Origin of the sequence: Knoellia locipacati (assembly GCF_044791685.1) — a bacterium.
In the GTDB taxonomy this organism is placed as follows: domain Bacteria; phylum Actinomycetota; class Actinomycetes; order Actinomycetales; family Dermatophilaceae; genus Knoellia; species Knoellia locipacati_A.
Genome location: NZ_CP087730.1, coordinates 3,008,916 through 3,025,536, shown reverse-complemented (window position 1 = coordinate 3,025,536; position 16,621 = coordinate 3,008,916). Strand labels below are relative to the sequence as shown.

The following is a 16,621-nucleotide window of genomic DNA, read 5'->3' as shown; positions in this document are numbered from 1 at the left end:
CGGCGACACCGGGCCAGGTCCGGGGATGTCGGCCAGTCCGCCTACGGTGGGGTGACCATGACGAACGCCGCTGAGACCACCACGCTCGCCACCGACGCCACCACGGCCCTGCGCCGCCTGGTCGGGCGCGACGACGTCGGCTTCCGGGACGGACAGCTCGAGGCGATCACCGCGCTCGTCGCCGACCGGTCGCGCGTCCTCGTCGTCCAGCGGACCGGGTGGGGCAAGTCGGCGGTCTACTTCGTCGCCACCGCCCTGCGGCGGGCTCAGGGCGCCGGGCCGACGGTCATCATCTCCCCGCTGCTCGCGCTCATGCGCGACCAGATCGCGGCAGCCGAGCGGGCCGGCATACACGCCGTGACCATGAACTCGGCCAACGCCCAGGACTGGGACCAGGTCAGACAGGCCCTCGCCGACGACTCCGTGGACGTGCTCCTCGTGAGCCCGGAGCGGCTCAACAACCCGCGCTTCCGGGACGAGCAGCTGCCCGACCTCGCCCGTCGCTGCGGCCTGCTCGTCGTCGACGAGGCGCACTGCGTCTCCGACTGGGGCCATGACTTCCGGCCGGACTACCGCCGGATCCGCGACCTCCTCACCGAGCTGCCGCAGGACGTCCCGGTCCTCGCGACCACGGCGACCGCCAACCAGCGCGTCGTCACCGACGTCGTCGAGCAGCTTGGCGTCGGCGGTCGAGACGTGCTCACGGTGCGTGGAGGGCTCGCCCGTGACTCGCTCCGGCTCGGCGTGCTCAGCTCGATGTCGCCGGAGCAGCGGCTGGGCTGGCTGCTCGCCCATGTCGACGAGCTGCCCGGCAGCGGCATCATCTACACGCTCACCGTCGCCGCGGCCGAGGAGGTCGCGTCGGCGCTGTCCGACGCCGGGCACCGCGTCGCGTCCTACACCGGTCGCACCGACCCCGCCGACCGCGAGCGCCTCGAGGCCGCCCTGCGCGACAACGAGGTCAAGGCGCTCGTGGCAACCTCGGCGCTGGGGATGGGATTCGACAAGCCGGACCTCGGCTTCGTCGTGCACCTCGGTGCGCCGTCGTCGCCCGTGGCCTACTACCAGCAGGTCGGCCGTGCTGGTCGCGCCACCGAGCGCGCCGACGTGCTGCTCCTGCCCGGCCCCGAGGACAAGGACATCTGGCTCTACTTCGCGTCGGTCTCGATGCCGCGCCAGGAGCAGGCCGACGCCGTCCTGCGTGCGCTCGCCGAGGCCGGACGGCCGCTCTCGACGGCGGCGATCGAGACGATCGTCGACGTGCGGCGCACCCGTCTCGAGCTGCTGCTCAAGGTGCTCGACGTCGATGGTGCGGTCGCTCGCGTCCAAGGCGGGTGGACCTCGACCGGGCAGCCGTGGACCTACGACGCCGAGCGCTATGCGCGGGTGGCTCAGTCACGCACCGACGAGCAGCAGCTCATGCTCGACTACGAGCGGACCACCGAATGCCGGATGGCCTTCCTCCAGCGCACGCTCGACGACGCGACGGCTCACCCCTGCGGTCGTTGTGACACCTGCGCCGGCCCGTGGTTCGCGACCGACATCCCCGACACGGTCATCGGCGCCGCGCGTGAGCGTCTGGCCCGGGTCGGTGTCGACATCGACTCCCGCGCGCAGTGGCCCACCGGGATGGACCGGCTCGGCGTGCCCGTCAAGGGCAAGATCTCGCCCGACGAGGCGCTGTCGCCGGGACGGGCGCTCGCCAGGCTCAGCGACCTCGGCTGGGGCCAGCGCCTGCGCGAGGTGCTCCGTGAGGACGCCCCCGCGTCGCCCGAGCTGCTCCGCGGCTGCGTCGGCGTGCTCGCCGGGTGGGGCTGGAGCCAGCGCCCCGCCGGCATCGTCGCCGTGCCGTCACGCTCCCATCCTCAGCTCGTGCAGTCCCTCGCGCACGGCCTCGCCGAGATCGGGCGGCTGCCCTTCCTCGGCACCCTCGACCTCGAGCACGGCGGCCCCACGGGTGAACCGGGCGGCAACAGCGCGTTCCGGCTGGCGGGGGTCTGGGAGCGGATCGTCGTCGGCCCCGAGCTGGCGGCGTCGTTGGGCGGTGTCCGCGGGCCGGTGCTGCTCGTCGACGACCTCGTCAGCTCACGCTGGACGCTCACCGTCGCAGGTCGCGAGCTCCGCCGAGCGGGGGTCGAGGGCGTGCTCCCGTTCGCCCTGGCCATCGACGGCTGAGCCGTCCCCTGCCTGGTGGGCCGGTCGCGCCGGGCGCTCGACCCGCACCGTGACCAGCGGGAGGAAGGCCTGGACCGCCGGGCCGATCAGCAGGGCGTAGAGCACGGTCCCGACGCCGACCACGCCGCCGAGCAGCCAGCCGGCGACGAGCACCGACACCTCGAGCGCCGTGCGGATGAGGCGGATCGACAGGCCCGTGCGGCGCGCGAGCCCGGTCATGAGCCCGTCGCGCGGGCCGGGGCCGTACTGGCTGCCGATGTACATCGCGCCACCGATCCCGTTGACCACGATGCCACCCAGCAGGAACGCCCACCGCAGCCAGGGCGCCGTGGGCGTCTCGAGCACGGCGAGCATGACGTCGGTGGCGATGCCGATCACGAAGACGTTCATCACCGTGCCGAGAGCGGGCCACTGGCGCAGCGGGATCCACAGGAGCAGGACGAGCCCGCCCACGACGATGACGATCGTGCCGAAGCTCCAGCCGACGTGCTGCTGCACCCCGTAGTGGAAGACGTCCCACGGGTCCAGGCCGAGCTCGGCCCGGATGAACATCGCCATCGCCGTGCCGTAGAGCCACAGCCCCACGACCAGCTGGGCGACCCGTCGCCCCGTGTGGCCGGCGCGCAGCTGCTCCATCGGGGTCATCGGGACCAGGTCCACGCGTCGGGAGGCTCCCCTGCTGACGCCGGTGCGAAGGGTCTGGATCGGGCTCATGCGGACCATCCTCCCGGAGGATTGGCCCTGAGATACATGGCCAATCGTGCAACAGTGGACCCATGGCTGCTCCCACGCTCTCGGCCGCCCGCACCGCGGACCTCATCGGGTCCACGGACGGTGACGGGCCGGCATACCAGGTCGTCGCAGACGCGCTCCGCCTCCTCATCGCCGACGGCCGGATCGCCGTCGGGACCCGACTGCCGAGCGAGCGAGACCTCACCGGCGCCCTCGGACTGAGCCGGACGACGGTGAGCAGTGCGTATGCCGTGCTCCGCGACCGTGGCTACCTCACCTCCCGCCGCGGGTCCGGGAGCGTCGCGAGCCTGCCGAAGGGGGTCGTGCGACGGGACACGGGACTCCACCTGTCGGCGCACGTCCCCGAGGGCACCATCGACCTGACCTGCGCGGCACAGCGGGCGCCTGCCGGCATGACGCAGGCGGCGGAGGCGGCGATTGCGGCGTCGCCGGACTACCTCTGCGGGAGCGGCTACCTGGTCGACGGCGTTCCCGAGTTGCGGCAGGTCATCGCCGCCCACTACACCGAGCGCGGACTGCCCACGACCGCCGACGAGGTGTTCGTGACGACCGGCGCGGTCGTCGGGACGGCCATCGCGGCGCGCGCCCTGCTCTCCCCCGGCGACACGGTGCTCATGGAGACCCCGACCTACCCGAACATCTTCCCGACGCTCAAGCAGCTGCGCGCACGGGTGGCCGCGGTGCCGGTGGAGCCGACCGGCTGGGACGTCCCGACCATGACGTCGACGATCCGCGCGTCCGGCGCGCGCGCGGCCTTCCTGCTGCCCGACTTCCACAACCCGACCGGCAACCTCATGTCCGACGACCAGCGTGCCTCGGTGGCAAAAGCGTTGCGGCAGAGGCGAACCACGGCCATCGTCGACGAGACGGTCGTCGAGCTCGGTCTCGACCACGAGGGCCCGATGCCGTTGCCCTTCGGAGCACACCACGCCGACACGGTCTCGGTCGGCAGCGCCTCGAAGTCGCACTGGGGAGGTCTGCGCATCGGCTGGCTCCGCGCGCCCGAGCACCTCCACGAGGCCCTCCATGCTGCGCGGGTGCCGCTCGACATCGGCGCACCCGTCATCGACCAGCTCGTCCTGCTGCACCTCATGCGCACCTCCCCCGGCATCACCGAGGAGCGCCGGAGGAGCCTCGTCGAGTCGCGTGACGCCCTCGCGCAGGCCCTCCGGACCCGGTGCCCCGAGCTGCGGTTCGTCACGCCTCGAGGTGGCCTGTCGCTCTGGGTCGAGCTCCCGAAGCCGGTCGCGCTGCAGGTGACACTCGCGGCGGAGGACGAGGGCCTGCTCTTCGCCAGCGGCCCGCGGTTCGCCGCGGCCGGCGGGCTCGACCGGTGGATCCGCCTCCCCTACGTCCTGCGGCCGGACGAGCTCACCGAGGCCGTCGAGCGGCTGGCCCGCGCCTTGGCCCGGGTCGCCGACGGCAAGCCCATCGGTGGACGCGGCCGGAGCGCCCAGCCGCGCGGACCGCTCGTCGCCTGACTCCACGAGCCACCGGCATGCCGTTGGCGGAGCGGGCGGACGACGGGAACGCGACCCTGCGTCGTTAGGGTGACGCGTGTGAACGATGACGCTGCTGCCCCGACCTCGCGTGCTCTGGCCGACCTGCTGGCGGTCCTCGACCTCGAGGAGGTCGGCAGGGCGGACATCAACGTCACCGCATCCATCGGCGAGGACGGCGCTTCGGGTGCCGCCGCGGCGCCGATGACGTTTGCGGAGGAGATGACGCTCTTCCGCGGCCAGAGCCAGAAGATGCCGCACGGCCGCGTCTTCGGTGGGCAGGTGCTCGCTCAGGGAGTGGTGGCCTGTGGACGCACCATCCAACCCGGCGACGACGGCACACCGCGGCCCATCCACTCGCTGCACGCCTACTTCATGCGTCCGGGCGACGACACGCAGCCGATCACCTTCGCCGTCGAGCGCATGCGCGACGGTCGCTCGTTCTCGACCCGTCGCGCCCACGCGATCCAGAACGGCAAGCCGATCCTGTCGATGAGCTGCTCGTTCCAGGAGCCCGCCGGCGGCCTCGACCACCAGGACGAGATGCCCGACGTGCCCGGACCCGAAGGGCTGCAGTCGCTCAGCGACGTCTTCGGAGGGATCGACCACCCGGGAGCCAAGCACGTCGCCGACCGCGCCATCGAGCAACGCCACGTCGAGGGCCAGCTCTTCCTCGCCCCCGGTGAGGAGCGGGTCGCCCAGCAGGGTGTGTGGACGCGGGCCGTCGGCCGGCTGCCCGACGACCCGCTGCTGCACTCGGCGGTCCTCGCGTACGCCTCCGACTACGCCCTGCTCGAGCCGGTGTTGCGTCGGCACGGGCGGCAGTGGGTCGGGGGTGGCCTCAACGTCGCGAGCCTCGACCACGCCATGTGGTTCCACCGCCCGGCCCGCGCCGACGACTGGCTCCTCTACGCACAGCAGTCGCCCTCGGCCCAAGGTGGTCGTGGACTCGGCATCGGGCGGATGTTCACCGCCGACGGCACCCTCGTCGCGTCCGTCGCCCAGGAGGGCATGCTCCGCGTCACGGACGACCGCCCCCGCGACTGACCCGCCCGCGCCGCAGACTTCTTGCGAAAAGGGGACGTTCCGGACCGGAGATCCGGGGTGGAACCGTCCCCTTTTCGCAAGAAGTCGGGTGCGTCAGGGGCCGGGGCGGGGCGGCGACTCCTCGCCACCCGAGGGCCGGTTGTTCCTCTGGGGTGCCTGCGGTGTCGGGGTCGTCCGGGGTGCCTTTTGCGGCTTGGGTGTCTTGGGTGCCTTGGGTGCCTTGGCGCTCCTGCGCGTCGAGGACGGGTGTGACATCCGCGAGACGAAGCTCGCCCCCGGACGCCCCTCGGTCCCCGTCGTCGGCGTCGGGGTCCCCGTCCCCCGCAGGGCGCGGTAGGTGATGGGGATCCCCAGCGCGACCGCGACGAAGCCCACCAGACCCACGATCCAGGTCCACGCTTTGCCAGCCGTGTCCGTGATGGTTCGCTCCACGTCGAAGGTGACCGTGAAGTCGACGGTGCCGAGCGCTGCCGGCGCCGGCGCGTTCGCGCCCGCACCCACGAGGACCGCGGGGCGGAGCTGGAGCAGGGCGTCAGCCTCGCCGGGGTCGGTCCCCGTGACCAGCCACGTCCACGAGGTCGGATCGGGTGGAAGGTACTGGTCACTCACCCACTCGTCGGGACGGATCTCGATGCCCCCACCGGGGCTCGTCAGCCGGGCCTCGACGGTGCAGGCCAGCTGCACCCGACCCTGAGCCAGCGGCACGGACGCCGAGGGAAGAACCCCGGGCTGCACCAGGATGACCTCGAACCGCGTACGCTCACCGTCATCGAGCCGCACGACCTTGTCGAAGCGGATCTCCGCCTCGTCGAGTGCGCGGGTCTCCTGCAGGCATCGCTCCCGGAAACGAGCCAGGGCGTCGCTCCCGGTCGGTGACGGGCCTCCGCCGGTGGTGCGGGTCGGCCCCGGCGACACCGTGGGTTCGGGGGGTGACGGCGTCACCCGAGGGCCGCTGTCCGAGGGCCTGGGTGTGCCACCGTCCGAGGCTCTGGGCCTCGTGGCAGTCGGGCGGACGGTGGCAGTCGGGCGCACCGTGGTGCTCGAGGTGGCGATGGGCGGTGAGGTGTCGGTGGGGGGTGAGCCGTCCCCCGGCCCGGTCGTACAGGCTGCCGAGCCGGACAGCACCACGGCGCACACCCAGACTGCCCTCAGCCAGAGACTGACGGGCGGCGCGCAACCGTGCACCGCTTCGGTCTCCCGGTGGGCGATGCGCGCCCGCCGACGCAGCTGCGCCATGATGCACCGCCCCTGCTCGCGATGACGTGGACAAGGCTACCGCCGGATGTCGCAGCCCGGACAGGGCTGCGGCCCCCTCTGGTGGTCAGGGGAAGGTGAGGTCCCGTATGCCGTCCGCGGACACCGTGACCGAGTCCCGACTGAGGTCGGCCCGCACCGTGATGCGTCGGTGGGTCATGACGAAGGTGTCGCCGCCGTCCTCCACCGAGCAGGTGACGTCGGCGAAGCGCGTCTCACCCGACCCGAGCACCTCGCGGCGCAGCGCGATGAGGCGCCGGTACCACTCGAGCAGGGATGCGTGCGGCTCGGACGACAGCTCGTCCCAGCGAAGCACGCTCGCGTCCCGGGTCGCCCGCGACTGCGGGTCGGGCACCTCGGCCGCTGACCAGCCGTGGGCCGCGAACTCGGCCCTCCGACCCGCCCGCACCGCCTCGGCCATGCCCTCGTCGGTGAAGTCGGTGAAGAACTGCCACGGGGTCGATGCCGCGAACTCCTCACCCATGAACACCATGGGCGTGCCCGGCCCGAGCAGGTAGAGCGCGGCCCCGATCGCCACCCGGCCGGGCGTGAGAGTCGCGCTGATCCGGTCGCCGGTGGCCCGGTTGCCAACCTGGTCGTGCGTCTGGAGGTAGGTCACGAGCCGCCGTCCGTCGAACGCGTCGACGTCGACGGGGCGCCCCCACTCCCGGCCCCGGAAGGTCGACCACGTGCCGTCGTGCAGGAAGCCGCGGGTGAGGACCTTGGCCAGCACGTCGAGCGGACGACCATCAGGCAGCGTGCGCGTGCCGCCACCGAAGTCCTCGTAGTAGCCCTGCGTCTCACCGGTGAGCGCAACGTGCAGCCCGTGGTGGACGTCGTCGGCCCACTGAGCCGTCATCCCGAAGCCACCGCCGGCCGTCGGGGTGACCATTGTCGTGTCGTTGAGGTCGCTCTCGGCGATGAGGTCGAGCGGTCGCCCGAGCTCACGCGACAGGTCGCCGACCGCATCGGACAGCTCGACGAGCAGGTGGCGCTCGCCCTCGTCGACGAGGGCGTGGACGGCGTCCAGCCGCAGGGCGTCGACGTGGAAGTCGCGCATCCAGCGCAGCGCGTTCTCGATGATGAAGGAGCGCACCTCGCCAGACCCGGGCGCGTCGAGGTTGACCGCCGGGCCCCAGGGCGTCATGTGGGAGTCGGTGAAGTACGGCCCGAACCGCCCGAGGTAGTTCCCGCTCGGCCCGAGGTGGTTGTAGACGACATCGAGGCAGACCCCGAGACCGCGCTCGTGGCAGGCATCGACGAACCGCTGGAAGGCTGCGGGGCCCCCGAGCGCGTCGTGGACGGCATACAGGTCGACACCGTCGTATCCCCAGCCCCACCGCCCCGGGATCGCCGCGACGGGCAGGATCTCGACGACGTCGACGCCGAGGTCGACGAGGTGGCCGAGGCGCTCGACAGCGGCGTCGAACGTGCCCTCCGGCGTGAACGTCCCGATGTGCAGCTCGTAGACGACCCCACCGAGCGTGCCCGCACCGTCGCGCGGTCCGCGCCAGACGGCGTCGCGCCACTCATGGGCGATCGTGTCGAACACCCGGCTCGGCCCGTCGACGCCGTACGGCTGCCAGGCACTGCGCGGGTCCGGGAGCGCGGGCTCGTCGCCATCGAGCACGAACGCATAGTCGACGACCTCGTATGCCGTGTGCTCACCGTCCCAGCGCCACCAACCGCGGTCGTCGCGCAGCATCGGCACACGCTGCTTGGCCGTGTCGGGGGCGCCGAGCTCGAGCTCGACCTGCGTCGCCTTGGGTGCCCAGACCTCGATCATGCCGACCTCACCAGGAGCGCAACGGGCAGGTCGGCCACCAGGTCTGCCAGCCGCACATCACCATCGAGAACGTCAGTTCCGTTGTCGGACAGGATGTTTCGCCATGCGCCCTCGGGAAGGGGGAGCACCTCGTCGGCGAAGCCACCCGCCGCGGCGAGCCGGTCGGCCTCACGGGTGACGACGGCGACGACTCGAGGACCCGACTCGTCACCGCGGGTCAGGGCGAGCGCATGCGGAGACGGCGTGGCCAGTCCCGCATAGGTCGACTCGGGGCCGACGAAGCACCCGGCGAGCTCGCGGCGCAGACGCAACCCGGAAGCCGTGACGAGCAGCTTCTCGTCGTCGAGGTCCCGGGACTCCTGGCCAGCGTCGAGGCGGGCCAGCCGGTCGACGCGCTCGTCGTAGTCGACGGCGCCGCGGTTGTCGGGGTCGACGAGCGTGAGGGTCTGGAGCTCGGCACCCTGGTAGACGTCCGGGACGCCCACCGCGACGAGCTGGAGGAGCTTCTGGCCGAGGACGTTCGCACGCACCGACGCACCGTGGAGCGTGAGCCACGCCTCGACGTGCCGGGCGATCGCGGCCTCGGCCACGACAGCCCTCGCGAAGCCCACGACGGCCTGCTCGTAGTCCGGGTCACCGTCGACCCACGCGGTGTGGTCCTTGGCCTCGCGCACGGCCTTGAGGACGTAGGTCTCGAGCCGGTCGGGCGTGATCGGCCAGGCGCCGAGCACGGTCTGCCACACGAGGTACTCGGTGGCGGCGTCCACGAGCTCATGGCGGTGTGGCGCACCCAGGTCGGACGCCTCGTGCACCCACGTCGCCCAGTCGTCGGTCGACTCGGCCAGGGTCATGAGTCGGGCGCGGACGTCCTCGGAGCGCTTGGTGTCGTGGGTCGTCAGCGTGGTCATGGTGGTCGGCCAGGTCGCGAGCTGCCGGGTCTCGAAGGCATGGAACTCGTCGGCGCCGATCGACAGGTGAGCCGGGTGGCCCCCCACCTCGTTGGCGCCCGTGAGCCGCGACCACCGGTAGAAGGCGGTGTCCTCGATCCCCTTGGCCATGACCGGGCCGCACGTCTGCTGGAAGCGCACCATGATCTCGGTGCGCGCCGCCTCGGAACCGACCTGTGCCTGCGGCAGGTGGCCTCCGCGAAGGAGCCGACCCATGACCGCCAGGGCATCGTGGTCCGAGGGGTCGAGCAGTGCTGCGGCCCGTGCCTGCGCCTGGTCGAGCACCTCCAGCTGGCCGGGATCGGCCGGCTCTCCGGGCACGAGGTAGGCGCGGTAGCGATCCATCGAGACCAGGAGGGCCGAGAGCGCACGGCGCAGCGCTTCGAGGTCCTCGCCCGTCAGCACGCGCGCGACGAGCCGCATGAGCCGGTTGACCTCGGCGGCCTGCACCGACTCCACGACGAGCTGCTTGGACTCGAGCACGACGTCGTCGATCGACCGGCGTCCGGCGGGCGCGTGCTCGGCCCACAACCGGTCCAGCACCTTGTCGCCGCCTCCGGACGTCAGCACCTGCTGGACCCGCAGGAGCGTGTCGTAGCCCGTCGTCCCGGCGCACCGCCACGACTCCGGCAGCTGTTCGTCGCCCTCGAGGATCTTCTCGGCCACGACCCAGGCGTCGCCGGTCTCGTCGGCGAGTCGGGCGAGGTATCCACCGGGGTCGGCGAGGCCGTCCGGGTGGTCGATCCGGAACCCGTCGATGGCGCCGTCCCGGTACAGGGAGAGCAGGAGGTCGTGGGTCGCGTCGAAGACCTCGGGGTCCTCGACGCGGACGGCCTTGAGCGACGTGACGTCGAAGAACCGGCGGTAGTTGAGCTCGGTCGCGCCGTCGCGCCAGAACGTGAGCCGGTAGGGCTGCGCCGCAACGAGATCCGCCAAGGGCAGCCCTTCGGTCCCCGCGGCGACCGGGTACTCGTGGTCGAAGTAGCGCAGGACCGTCTCGTCACCGGCGGCACCGCCGTCCGACGCGACCGACAGCTCCCCGGCGGCCAGCACCTCGTCCAGCGACGAACCGAGCACCGGCATGAGCACGCGGTCGTCCTCGGCGTCCCAGTCGACGTCGAACCACCGCGCCGCCTGCGAGCCCCGCCCGTCGCGCAGCAAGGACCATAGCGTGGAGTTGCGCCAGGTCGTGTCCGGAACCGTCATGTGGTTCGGCACGACATCGACGATGATCCCCACACCGGCCGCGTGCGCCGCAGCCACCAGCCGGTCGAACGCCTCGCGTCCGCCCGCCTCCGCGTTCAACCGCGTGTGGTCGACGACGTCGTAGCCGTGCGTCGACCCCGGCGCGGGCTGGAGGATCGGTGACAGGTAGAGGTGCGAGACCCCCAACGACGCGATGTATGCCGTCTGCTCCGCCGCCGCGTCGAACCCGAACCCGCCGTGCACCTGCAGCCGGTAGGTCGAGGTGGGCACGGCGCGACCGGAGTCGCCGAGGACGACGGGAGCGGGCGGCATACGGATCAGCCCATTCGCTCGGAGGACGCGGCACCGACCGTCGTGGTCACGTCCTCGCGCGGGCAGCGGAGCACCACGACCGACCGGGCGGCGACGGTGACCGCAGACCCGGCGTCACGCCACCCGGGGTCGACGACGTCCGCGCAGGTGTCGATGACGGTGAGCCAGCGCTCCCCCCACTTCGACGAGGGGATGGTGAACTGACCGTCCTCGGCGTCGGCGTTGAAGAGGACGAGGAAGTCGTCGTCGGTGATCATCTGGCCGCGGCTGTCCGGCTCGTGGATGGCGCCACCGTTGAGCCACATCGCGACCTGGAGGCTCTCGCCGTCCCAGCCGCCGTCGTCCATGGGCTCACCCGACGGCTGCAGCCAGTAGATGTCACCGAGGGTCGACTGGCCGCCGTGCTCCGCCGAGCCGGCGAAGAAGCGACGGCGCCTGAAGACCGGGTGGCTCTGGCGCAGCCGCACGACCGCCTTGGTGAACTCGAGCAGCTGGAGCTGCTCCTCGCCGAGCTCCCAGTCGACCCAGGCCAGCTCGTTGTCCTGGCAGTAGACGTTGTTGTTGCCGTCCTGGGTGCGGCCGATCTCGTCGCCGTGGCTGATCATCGGTACGCCCTGCGAGAGCAGCAGGGTGGTGAGGAAGTTGCGCAGCTGGCGCAGCCGGAGCGCGCGGATCTCGGGGTCGTCGGTCGGCCCCTCGACGCCGTGGTTCCACGAGCGGTTGTGGCCCTCGCCGTCGTTGCCGTCCTCGCCGTTGTCGTCGTTGTGCTTGTCGTCGTAGGAGACGAGGTCGCGCAGCGTGAAGCCGTCGTGGGCGGTGATGAAGTTGATCGACGCGATCGGCTTGCGACCGCTGTGCTCGTAGAGGTCGCTGGACCCGGTGATGCGGGAGGCGAACTCCCCCAGCGTCGCCGGGACACCGCGCCAGAAGTCGCGCACGGTGTCGCGGTACTTGCCGTTCCACTCGGTCCACAGCGGCGGGAAGTTGCCGACCTGGTAGCCGCCGTCGCCGACGTCCCACGGCTCGGCGATGAGCTTGACCTGGGAGATGACCGGGTCCTGCTGGATGATGTCGAAGAAGGCCGAGAGCTTGTCGACCTCGTGGAACTGGCGGGCCAGGGTGGCCGCGAGGTCGAAGCGGAAGCCGTCGACGTGCATCTCGGTGACCCAGTAGCGCAGCGAGTCCATGATCAGCTGGAGCACGTGCGGGTTGCGCATGAGCAGGCTGTTGCCCGTGCCGGTCGTGTCGTAGTAGTGCTGCTTGGCCGTGTCGACGAGGCGGTAGTAGCTGGCGTTGTCGATGCCGCGGAAGCAGATCGTCGGGCCGAACTCGTTGCCCTCGGCGGTGTGGTTGTAGACGACGTCGAGGATGACCTCGATGTCGGCCTCGTGCAGCGCCTTGACCATGGCCTTGAACTCGGTCACCTGCTGGCCGCGCTGGCCCTGGGCGTAGGAGTTGTGCGGGGCGAGGAAGCCGATGGTGTTGTAGCCCCAGTAGTTCGTGAGCCCCTTGGCCTGCAGTGAGGTGTCCTGGACGAACTGGTGCACCGGCATGAGCTCGATGGCGTTGATGCCGAGCTCCTTGAGGTGGTCGATGATCACCGGGTGCCCGATGGCGGCGTAGGTGCCGCGGATCTCCTCGGGCAGGTCGGGGTGCGTCATCGTCAGGCCCTTGACGTGCGCCTCGTAGATCACGGTGTCGTGGTACTCGTGGCGCGGGGGCCGGTCGTGCCCCCAGTCGAAGTAGGGGTTGATGACGACGCTGAGCATCGTCTTGCCGAGCGAGTCGTCGGTGTTGCGCTGCTCCGGCTCGAGGAAGTCGTAGGAGAAGAGGGCCTGGTCGTTGCTGACCTGCCCCTCGATCGCCTTGGCGTAGGGGTCGAGCAGGAGCTTGGACGGGTCGCACCGGTGCCCGGACTCGGGCTCGTAGGGCCCGTGCACGCGGTAGCCGTAGCGCTGCCCGGGCTGGAGGCCGGGGAGGTAGGCGTGCCAGACGAAGTGGTCGACCTCGGGCATCTCGATCCGGGTCTCGGTGCCGTCATCGTCGATGAGGCACAGCTCGACCTCCTCGGCCACCTCGCTGAACAGCGCGAAGTTCACCCCGCTGCCGTCGAAGGTCGCTCCGAGTGGGTATGCCGATCCGGGCCAGATCTCCATGGCCGCCTCTTTCGTCGTGTTCTGGGTCAAACGTGTGCACTCCTCGCGGGACGACGACGGCCCGCGTCGCGCGAGGAACGGGCCGGTCGAGCTGGCTGGGTATCGTTCGCGCAGTACGCCAACTTACCCAACTCCCGGACCTCCGAAGGACACACCCGTGACCCAGACCCGTACCGCCGTCGTCACTGGAGCCGCGCGCGGGATCGGCGCCGCCACTGCGCGCCGCCTGTCGAAGGACGGGTATGCCGTCGCGGTCGTCGACCTCGACGAGGCGGCGTGCGAGGTGGTCGCGGCCTCGATCCGTGAGGCGGGGGGCTCGGCCATCGGCGTCGGCATCGACGTGTCGGACGCCGAGCAGGTCGAGTCCGGCGTGGCGCGGATCGCCGACGAGCTCGGCCCGCCAGTGGTCCTCGTCAACAATGCCGGCATCATCCGCGACAACCTCATCTTCAGGATGACCGAGTCCGACTGGGACTCGGTGATGAACGTCCACCTGCGCGGCGCCTTCCTCATGACCCGGGCCTGCCAGGCGCACATGACGACCCGGAAGTTCGGTCGCATCGTCAACCTCTCGTCGTCGTCGGCGCAGGGCAACCGTGGGCAGGCCAACTACTCGGCCGCCAAGGCGGGCCTCCAGGGCTTCACCAAGACCCTCGCCATCGAGCTCGGCAAGTTCGGTGTCACCGCCAACGCGGTGGCGCCCGGGTTCATCCAGACCGACATGACCGCCGCCACGGCCGAGCGCATGGGCGTCTCCTTCGAGGACTTCCTCGCCCACGCCGCCTCCCAGACCCCGGTGCAGCGCGTCGGGCAGCCCGAGGACGTCGCGGCCACGATCTCGTTCCTGTGCTCCGAGGAGGCCGGCTTCGTCTCGGGCCAGGTGATCTACGTGGCCGGCGGACCCCTCGACTGACGTGGGTGACACTCCACGCCGCGACCGCTCCTTCGATGTCGCCCGGGGCATCGCGATCCTCGCCATCGTCGTCGGGCACGTCGTCCGCGGGTTGGCCGCGGACGACCTCGTGCCCCGCACCTCCCCCCTCGTCCTCGAGGTCGACGACGCCTTCTACTCCTTCCACCTGACGATCTTCGCCGTGCTCCTCGGGGTGTTCCTCCGGCCAGGCGTCGAGAAGCACGGGCCCGGCGCCTACGTCCGGTCGCGGGTGGCCCTCTTCGCCTACCTGTATGCCGTGTGGACCGTCCTCTTCGGCGCGACCCGTCGCGTGACGGACGTGGCCGCCGAGACCGCGGAGCAGGGTGTGGAGCAGGGCGTCGACGCCGTCGACCCGGAAGCGGTGGCGGGCGCGGTGGCCGGCCGCTGGGACGGGTTCGTCGGCGACCGCCTGCACGCGCTGCTCCTCGCCGACGGGCCGCTGTGGTGGCTGGGCTTCCTCGTGCTCGTCACGGTGGCCGGCGCGGTCGTCCGCCCGTGGACGAGCCGGACACGGGCGGTCGCGTCCTCGGTCGTCGTCGTCACGGGGTCCCTGCTGGTCTGGGGCTGGACGGGACCGTGGGTCTTCCTCGAGGGGCTGGCCCTGCTGGCGTTCGCGTGGGGCGGAATCCTCGTGGGTCGCGAGCGCCTCACGGCCGTCACCCGACCCTCGCGGGCCAGCTGGATCGCACTCGTGGGCCTGGGAGCCGGCGCGGCCGCGCTGTGGTTCACCGACCCGATGCCGCCGACGTCGTGGTTGGGCCCTCGCACGCTCAACGCTGTCGCCTGGGGAGTCCCGACCTCGGTCGCCCTGTGTCTCGGGACGTTCGCCCTGTCGGGCATCCTCGCGCGACGCCGCACAGCCCGGCCACTGGCGTTCCTCGGCGAGCGCTCGCTCGAGATCTTCCTGGCCCACATCGTCCTCACCGACATCGCCCGGCACGCCCTCACCGTCGCCGACGTCACCGACATCACCACCCACGTCGTCGTCGGGTCCATCGCGGGCGTCCTCGGTCCACTCGCGCTCTGGTGGCTGGGGCGACGCGCCCACGCGCCGTGGCTGTTCCAGCGCCCCCACCTCCGCCGGCGCCGCGCCGGGGACGAGGGCGGACGGCATACGGTCCTCGAGAAAAGTTCTTGACCCACCGGTTAATTAACCGCTACGTTAAGTGCATGGCCGATCCGCTCAGCACCACGTTCGCCGCCCTGGCCGACCCGACGAGGCGCGAGATCCTCCAGCGTCTCTCGTCGGGCGACGCCACCGTCGGTGAGCTCGCCGAGCCGTTCGCCATGTCGCTCCCGGCGATCTCGAAGCACCTCACGGTCCTCGAGCGCGCCGGACTCATCACCAAGAGCCGGGATGGGCAGAGGCGCCACTGCCGCATCTCGGTCGCACCACTCCAGGACGCGACGTCGTGGCTCGAGCTCTACCGCAAGCACTGGGAGCAGCAGCTCGGCAACCTCGGCGACTACCTCGCGACCATCCACCGGCCCTCCGCCGAGGGCAACACCGAGGAGAACCCGTCATGAGCTCCACCACCAACGCCACCCCGAGCACGAGCGCCCACGAGCGCGCCACCATCACCACCGACGGTTCGGAGATGGTCATCACCCGCACCTTCCCCGCCCCCGCCGACCTCGTCTTCGAGGCCATGACCAACCCCGAGCACATCCGCAAGTGGTGGGGCGCGGGCCACGGCACGATGACCGTCTGCGAGGTCGACCTGCGCGAGGGCGGCGCATGGCACTTCGCCCAGCGCGCCGACTCCACGGGTGACGAGGTCTCGTTCTCGGGCCACTACAAGTCGATCGAGCGCCCCGTGCGTCTCGTGCACACCGAGCGCTTCGACAACATCGACAGCCCCTACTCGGTCATCGACACGACCTACACGGAGGAGGGCGGCAGGACGACGCTGCGTGCCGTCATCGCCTACCACTCCCCCGAGACCGTCCAGGCCGTCATCGACTCCGGCATGGAGCACGGCCTCCAGTCCTCCTACGACGCCATCGACGACGTCCTGCTCGAACTCACGGGCGAAGCCCGCTGAGCAGCAGTCGAGAGGAGAGAACACGCCGGCTGCCGGACGGCATACGCGGCGTGTTCTCTCCTCTCGACGTGGCCTGTGGATGACGGCGCGGCGCGATTCGCCGATCCAGCCATCCTCGTGGGATGCAGGCACAGCCACTCCCCGACGAGCTCGGCTCCGGACCGTTCACCACGGCCGTGCTCGTGAGCTCGGAGTGGGTCCCACGCGCCTGCGTCGAGCAGGACTGGCCCATCCCACGCGTGGCACTCACGTCGTTGAGTCCCCGACGACCCTGGCAGAGCGCGCTACCGCCTTCGGCGTGGGTATGCCGTCCGCCCGCGCGTTCTCGCACCTCACCGCGGCGAGGCTGCTGGGTCTCCCACTTCCTGCCGCGCTCGCTGACGAGGCGGACACCGGCAGCCTCCACATCATGGCGCCCACTCGGGACGGGCAGGCGAGGCGCGAGGGGTGCACGGGCCATCGCGGGCTGGAGCTCCGCACCACCGTCGTCGTCGACGGGGTGCGAGT

At 71.3% G+C, this 16,621-nt stretch carries 12 protein-coding genes; 7 read left to right on the top strand and 5 right to left on the bottom strand.

Features of this window, described 5'->3' with window-relative positions:
- Positions 1-57: 57 nt before the first annotated feature.
- Positions 58-2,175 carry a RecQ family ATP-dependent DNA helicase gene (locus LL946_RS14170; protein WP_404381701.1) on the top strand — a complete coding sequence of 706 codons (2,118 nt, stop codon included), beginning with the start codon at positions 58-60 and terminating at the stop codon, positions 2,173-2,175.
- On the opposite strand, the gene LL946_RS14165 is transcribed toward LL946_RS14170, so the two are convergent.
- Positions 2,086-2,889, bottom strand: a complete 804-nt coding sequence (locus LL946_RS14165) for a YitT family protein (RefSeq protein WP_404381699.1) — start codon at positions 2,887-2,889, stop codon at positions 2,086-2,088. The genes LL946_RS14170 and LL946_RS14165 overlap by 90 nt on opposite strands.
- A 62-nt stretch (positions 2,890-2,951) precedes the next feature.
- Here LL946_RS14165 and LL946_RS14160 point away from each other — a divergent pair, with 62 nt between their 5' ends.
- Both LL946_RS14160 and LL946_RS14155 read left to right on the top strand, forming a co-directional pair.
- Positions 2,952-4,409, top strand: a complete 1,458-nt coding sequence (locus LL946_RS14160; protein WP_404381697.1) for a PLP-dependent aminotransferase family protein — start codon at positions 2,952-2,954, stop codon at positions 4,407-4,409.
- Between the two features lie 78 nt (positions 4,410-4,487).
- Positions 4,488-5,474 (top strand): acyl-CoA thioesterase, encoded by a 987-nt coding sequence (locus LL946_RS14155; protein ID WP_404381695.1) that lies wholly within the window; start codon positions 4,488-4,490, stop codon positions 5,472-5,474.
- Positions 5,475-5,567: 93 nt separating this feature from the next.
- Here LL946_RS14155 and LL946_RS14150 read toward each other — a convergent pair whose 3' ends face one another.
- The 4 genes from LL946_RS14150 to glgX form a co-directional block, all read right to left on the bottom strand.
- A complete protein-coding gene (locus LL946_RS14150; RefSeq protein WP_404381693.1) occupies positions 5,568-6,416 on the bottom strand; it encodes a hypothetical protein in 849 nt (282 codons plus the stop codon).
- 379 nt (positions 6,417-6,795) lie between these two features.
- On the bottom strand, positions 6,796-8,514 hold the full coding sequence (gene treZ, locus LL946_RS14145; RefSeq protein WP_404381691.1) for a malto-oligosyltrehalose trehalohydrolase: 1,719 nt from the start codon (positions 8,512-8,514) through the stop codon (positions 6,796-6,798).
- The gene (treY, locus tag LL946_RS14140) at positions 8,511-10,979 is read right to left on the bottom strand and encodes a malto-oligosyltrehalose synthase (RefSeq protein ID WP_404381689.1); all 2,469 of its coding nucleotides are present in this window, start codon (positions 10,977-10,979) and stop codon (positions 8,511-8,513) included. The genes treZ and treY overlap by 4 nt, the downstream gene beginning before the upstream one ends.
- Before the next feature lie 5 nt (positions 10,980-10,984).
- Complete coding sequence (gene glgX, locus LL946_RS14135) at positions 10,985-13,135, bottom strand: glycogen debranching protein GlgX (RefSeq protein ID WP_404381687.1); 2,151 nt, start codon at positions 13,133-13,135, stop codon at positions 10,985-10,987.
- Positions 13,136-13,292: 157 nt separating this feature from the next.
- Between glgX and fabG the strand changes: the two genes are divergently transcribed.
- The 4 genes from fabG to LL946_RS14115 are packed head-to-tail and all read left to right on the top strand — an operon-like array spanning position 13,293 to position 16,114.
- Positions 13,293-14,048: a 3-oxoacyl-ACP reductase FabG gene (fabG, locus tag LL946_RS14130; RefSeq protein ID WP_404381685.1), complete on the top strand. Its 756-nt coding sequence runs from the start codon at positions 13,293-13,295 to the stop codon at positions 14,046-14,048.
- Position 14,049: 1 nt separating this feature from the next.
- Positions 14,050-15,207, top strand: a complete 1,158-nt coding sequence (locus LL946_RS14125) for an acyltransferase family protein (RefSeq protein ID WP_404381683.1) — start codon at positions 14,050-14,052, stop codon at positions 15,205-15,207.
- Positions 15,208-15,239: 32 nt separating this feature from the next.
- Complete coding sequence (locus LL946_RS14120) at positions 15,240-15,596, top strand: ArsR/SmtB family transcription factor (protein WP_404381681.1); 357 nt, start codon at positions 15,240-15,242, stop codon at positions 15,594-15,596.
- The gene (locus LL946_RS14115) at positions 15,593-16,114 is read left to right on the top strand and encodes an SRPBCC family protein (RefSeq protein WP_404381679.1); all 522 of its coding nucleotides are present in this window, start codon (positions 15,593-15,595) and stop codon (positions 16,112-16,114) included. Before LL946_RS14120 ends, LL946_RS14115 begins: the two co-directional genes overlap by 4 nt.
- Positions 16,115-16,621: the final 507 nt, after the last annotated feature.

Coding starts and splice junctions, on each gene's coding strand:
- LL946_RS14160 (WP_404381697.1), top strand. CDS start 2,952: ATGGCTGCTCCCACGCTCTCGGCCGCCCGCACCGCGGACCTCATCGGG.
- treZ (WP_404381691.1), bottom strand. CDS start 8,514: ATGATCGAGGTCTGGGCACCCAAGGCGACGCAGGTCGAGCTCGAGCTC.
- LL946_RS14170 (WP_404381701.1), top strand. CDS start 58: ATGACGAACGCCGCTGAGACCACCACGCTCGCCACCGACGCCACCACG.
- LL946_RS14120 (WP_404381681.1), top strand. CDS start 15,240: ATGGCCGATCCGCTCAGCACCACGTTCGCCGCCCTGGCCGACCCGACG.
- treY (WP_404381689.1), bottom strand. CDS start 10,979: ATGCCGCCCGCTCCCGTCGTCCTCGGCGACTCCGGTCGCGCCGTGCCC.
- LL946_RS14165 (WP_404381699.1), bottom strand. CDS start 2,889: ATGAGCCCGATCCAGACCCTTCGCACCGGCGTCAGCAGGGGAGCCTCC.
- LL946_RS14115 (WP_404381679.1), top strand. CDS start 15,593: ATGAGCTCCACCACCAACGCCACCCCGAGCACGAGCGCCCACGAGCGC.
- glgX (WP_404381687.1), bottom strand. CDS start 13,135: ATGGAGATCTGGCCCGGATCGGCATACCCACTCGGAGCGACCTTCGAC.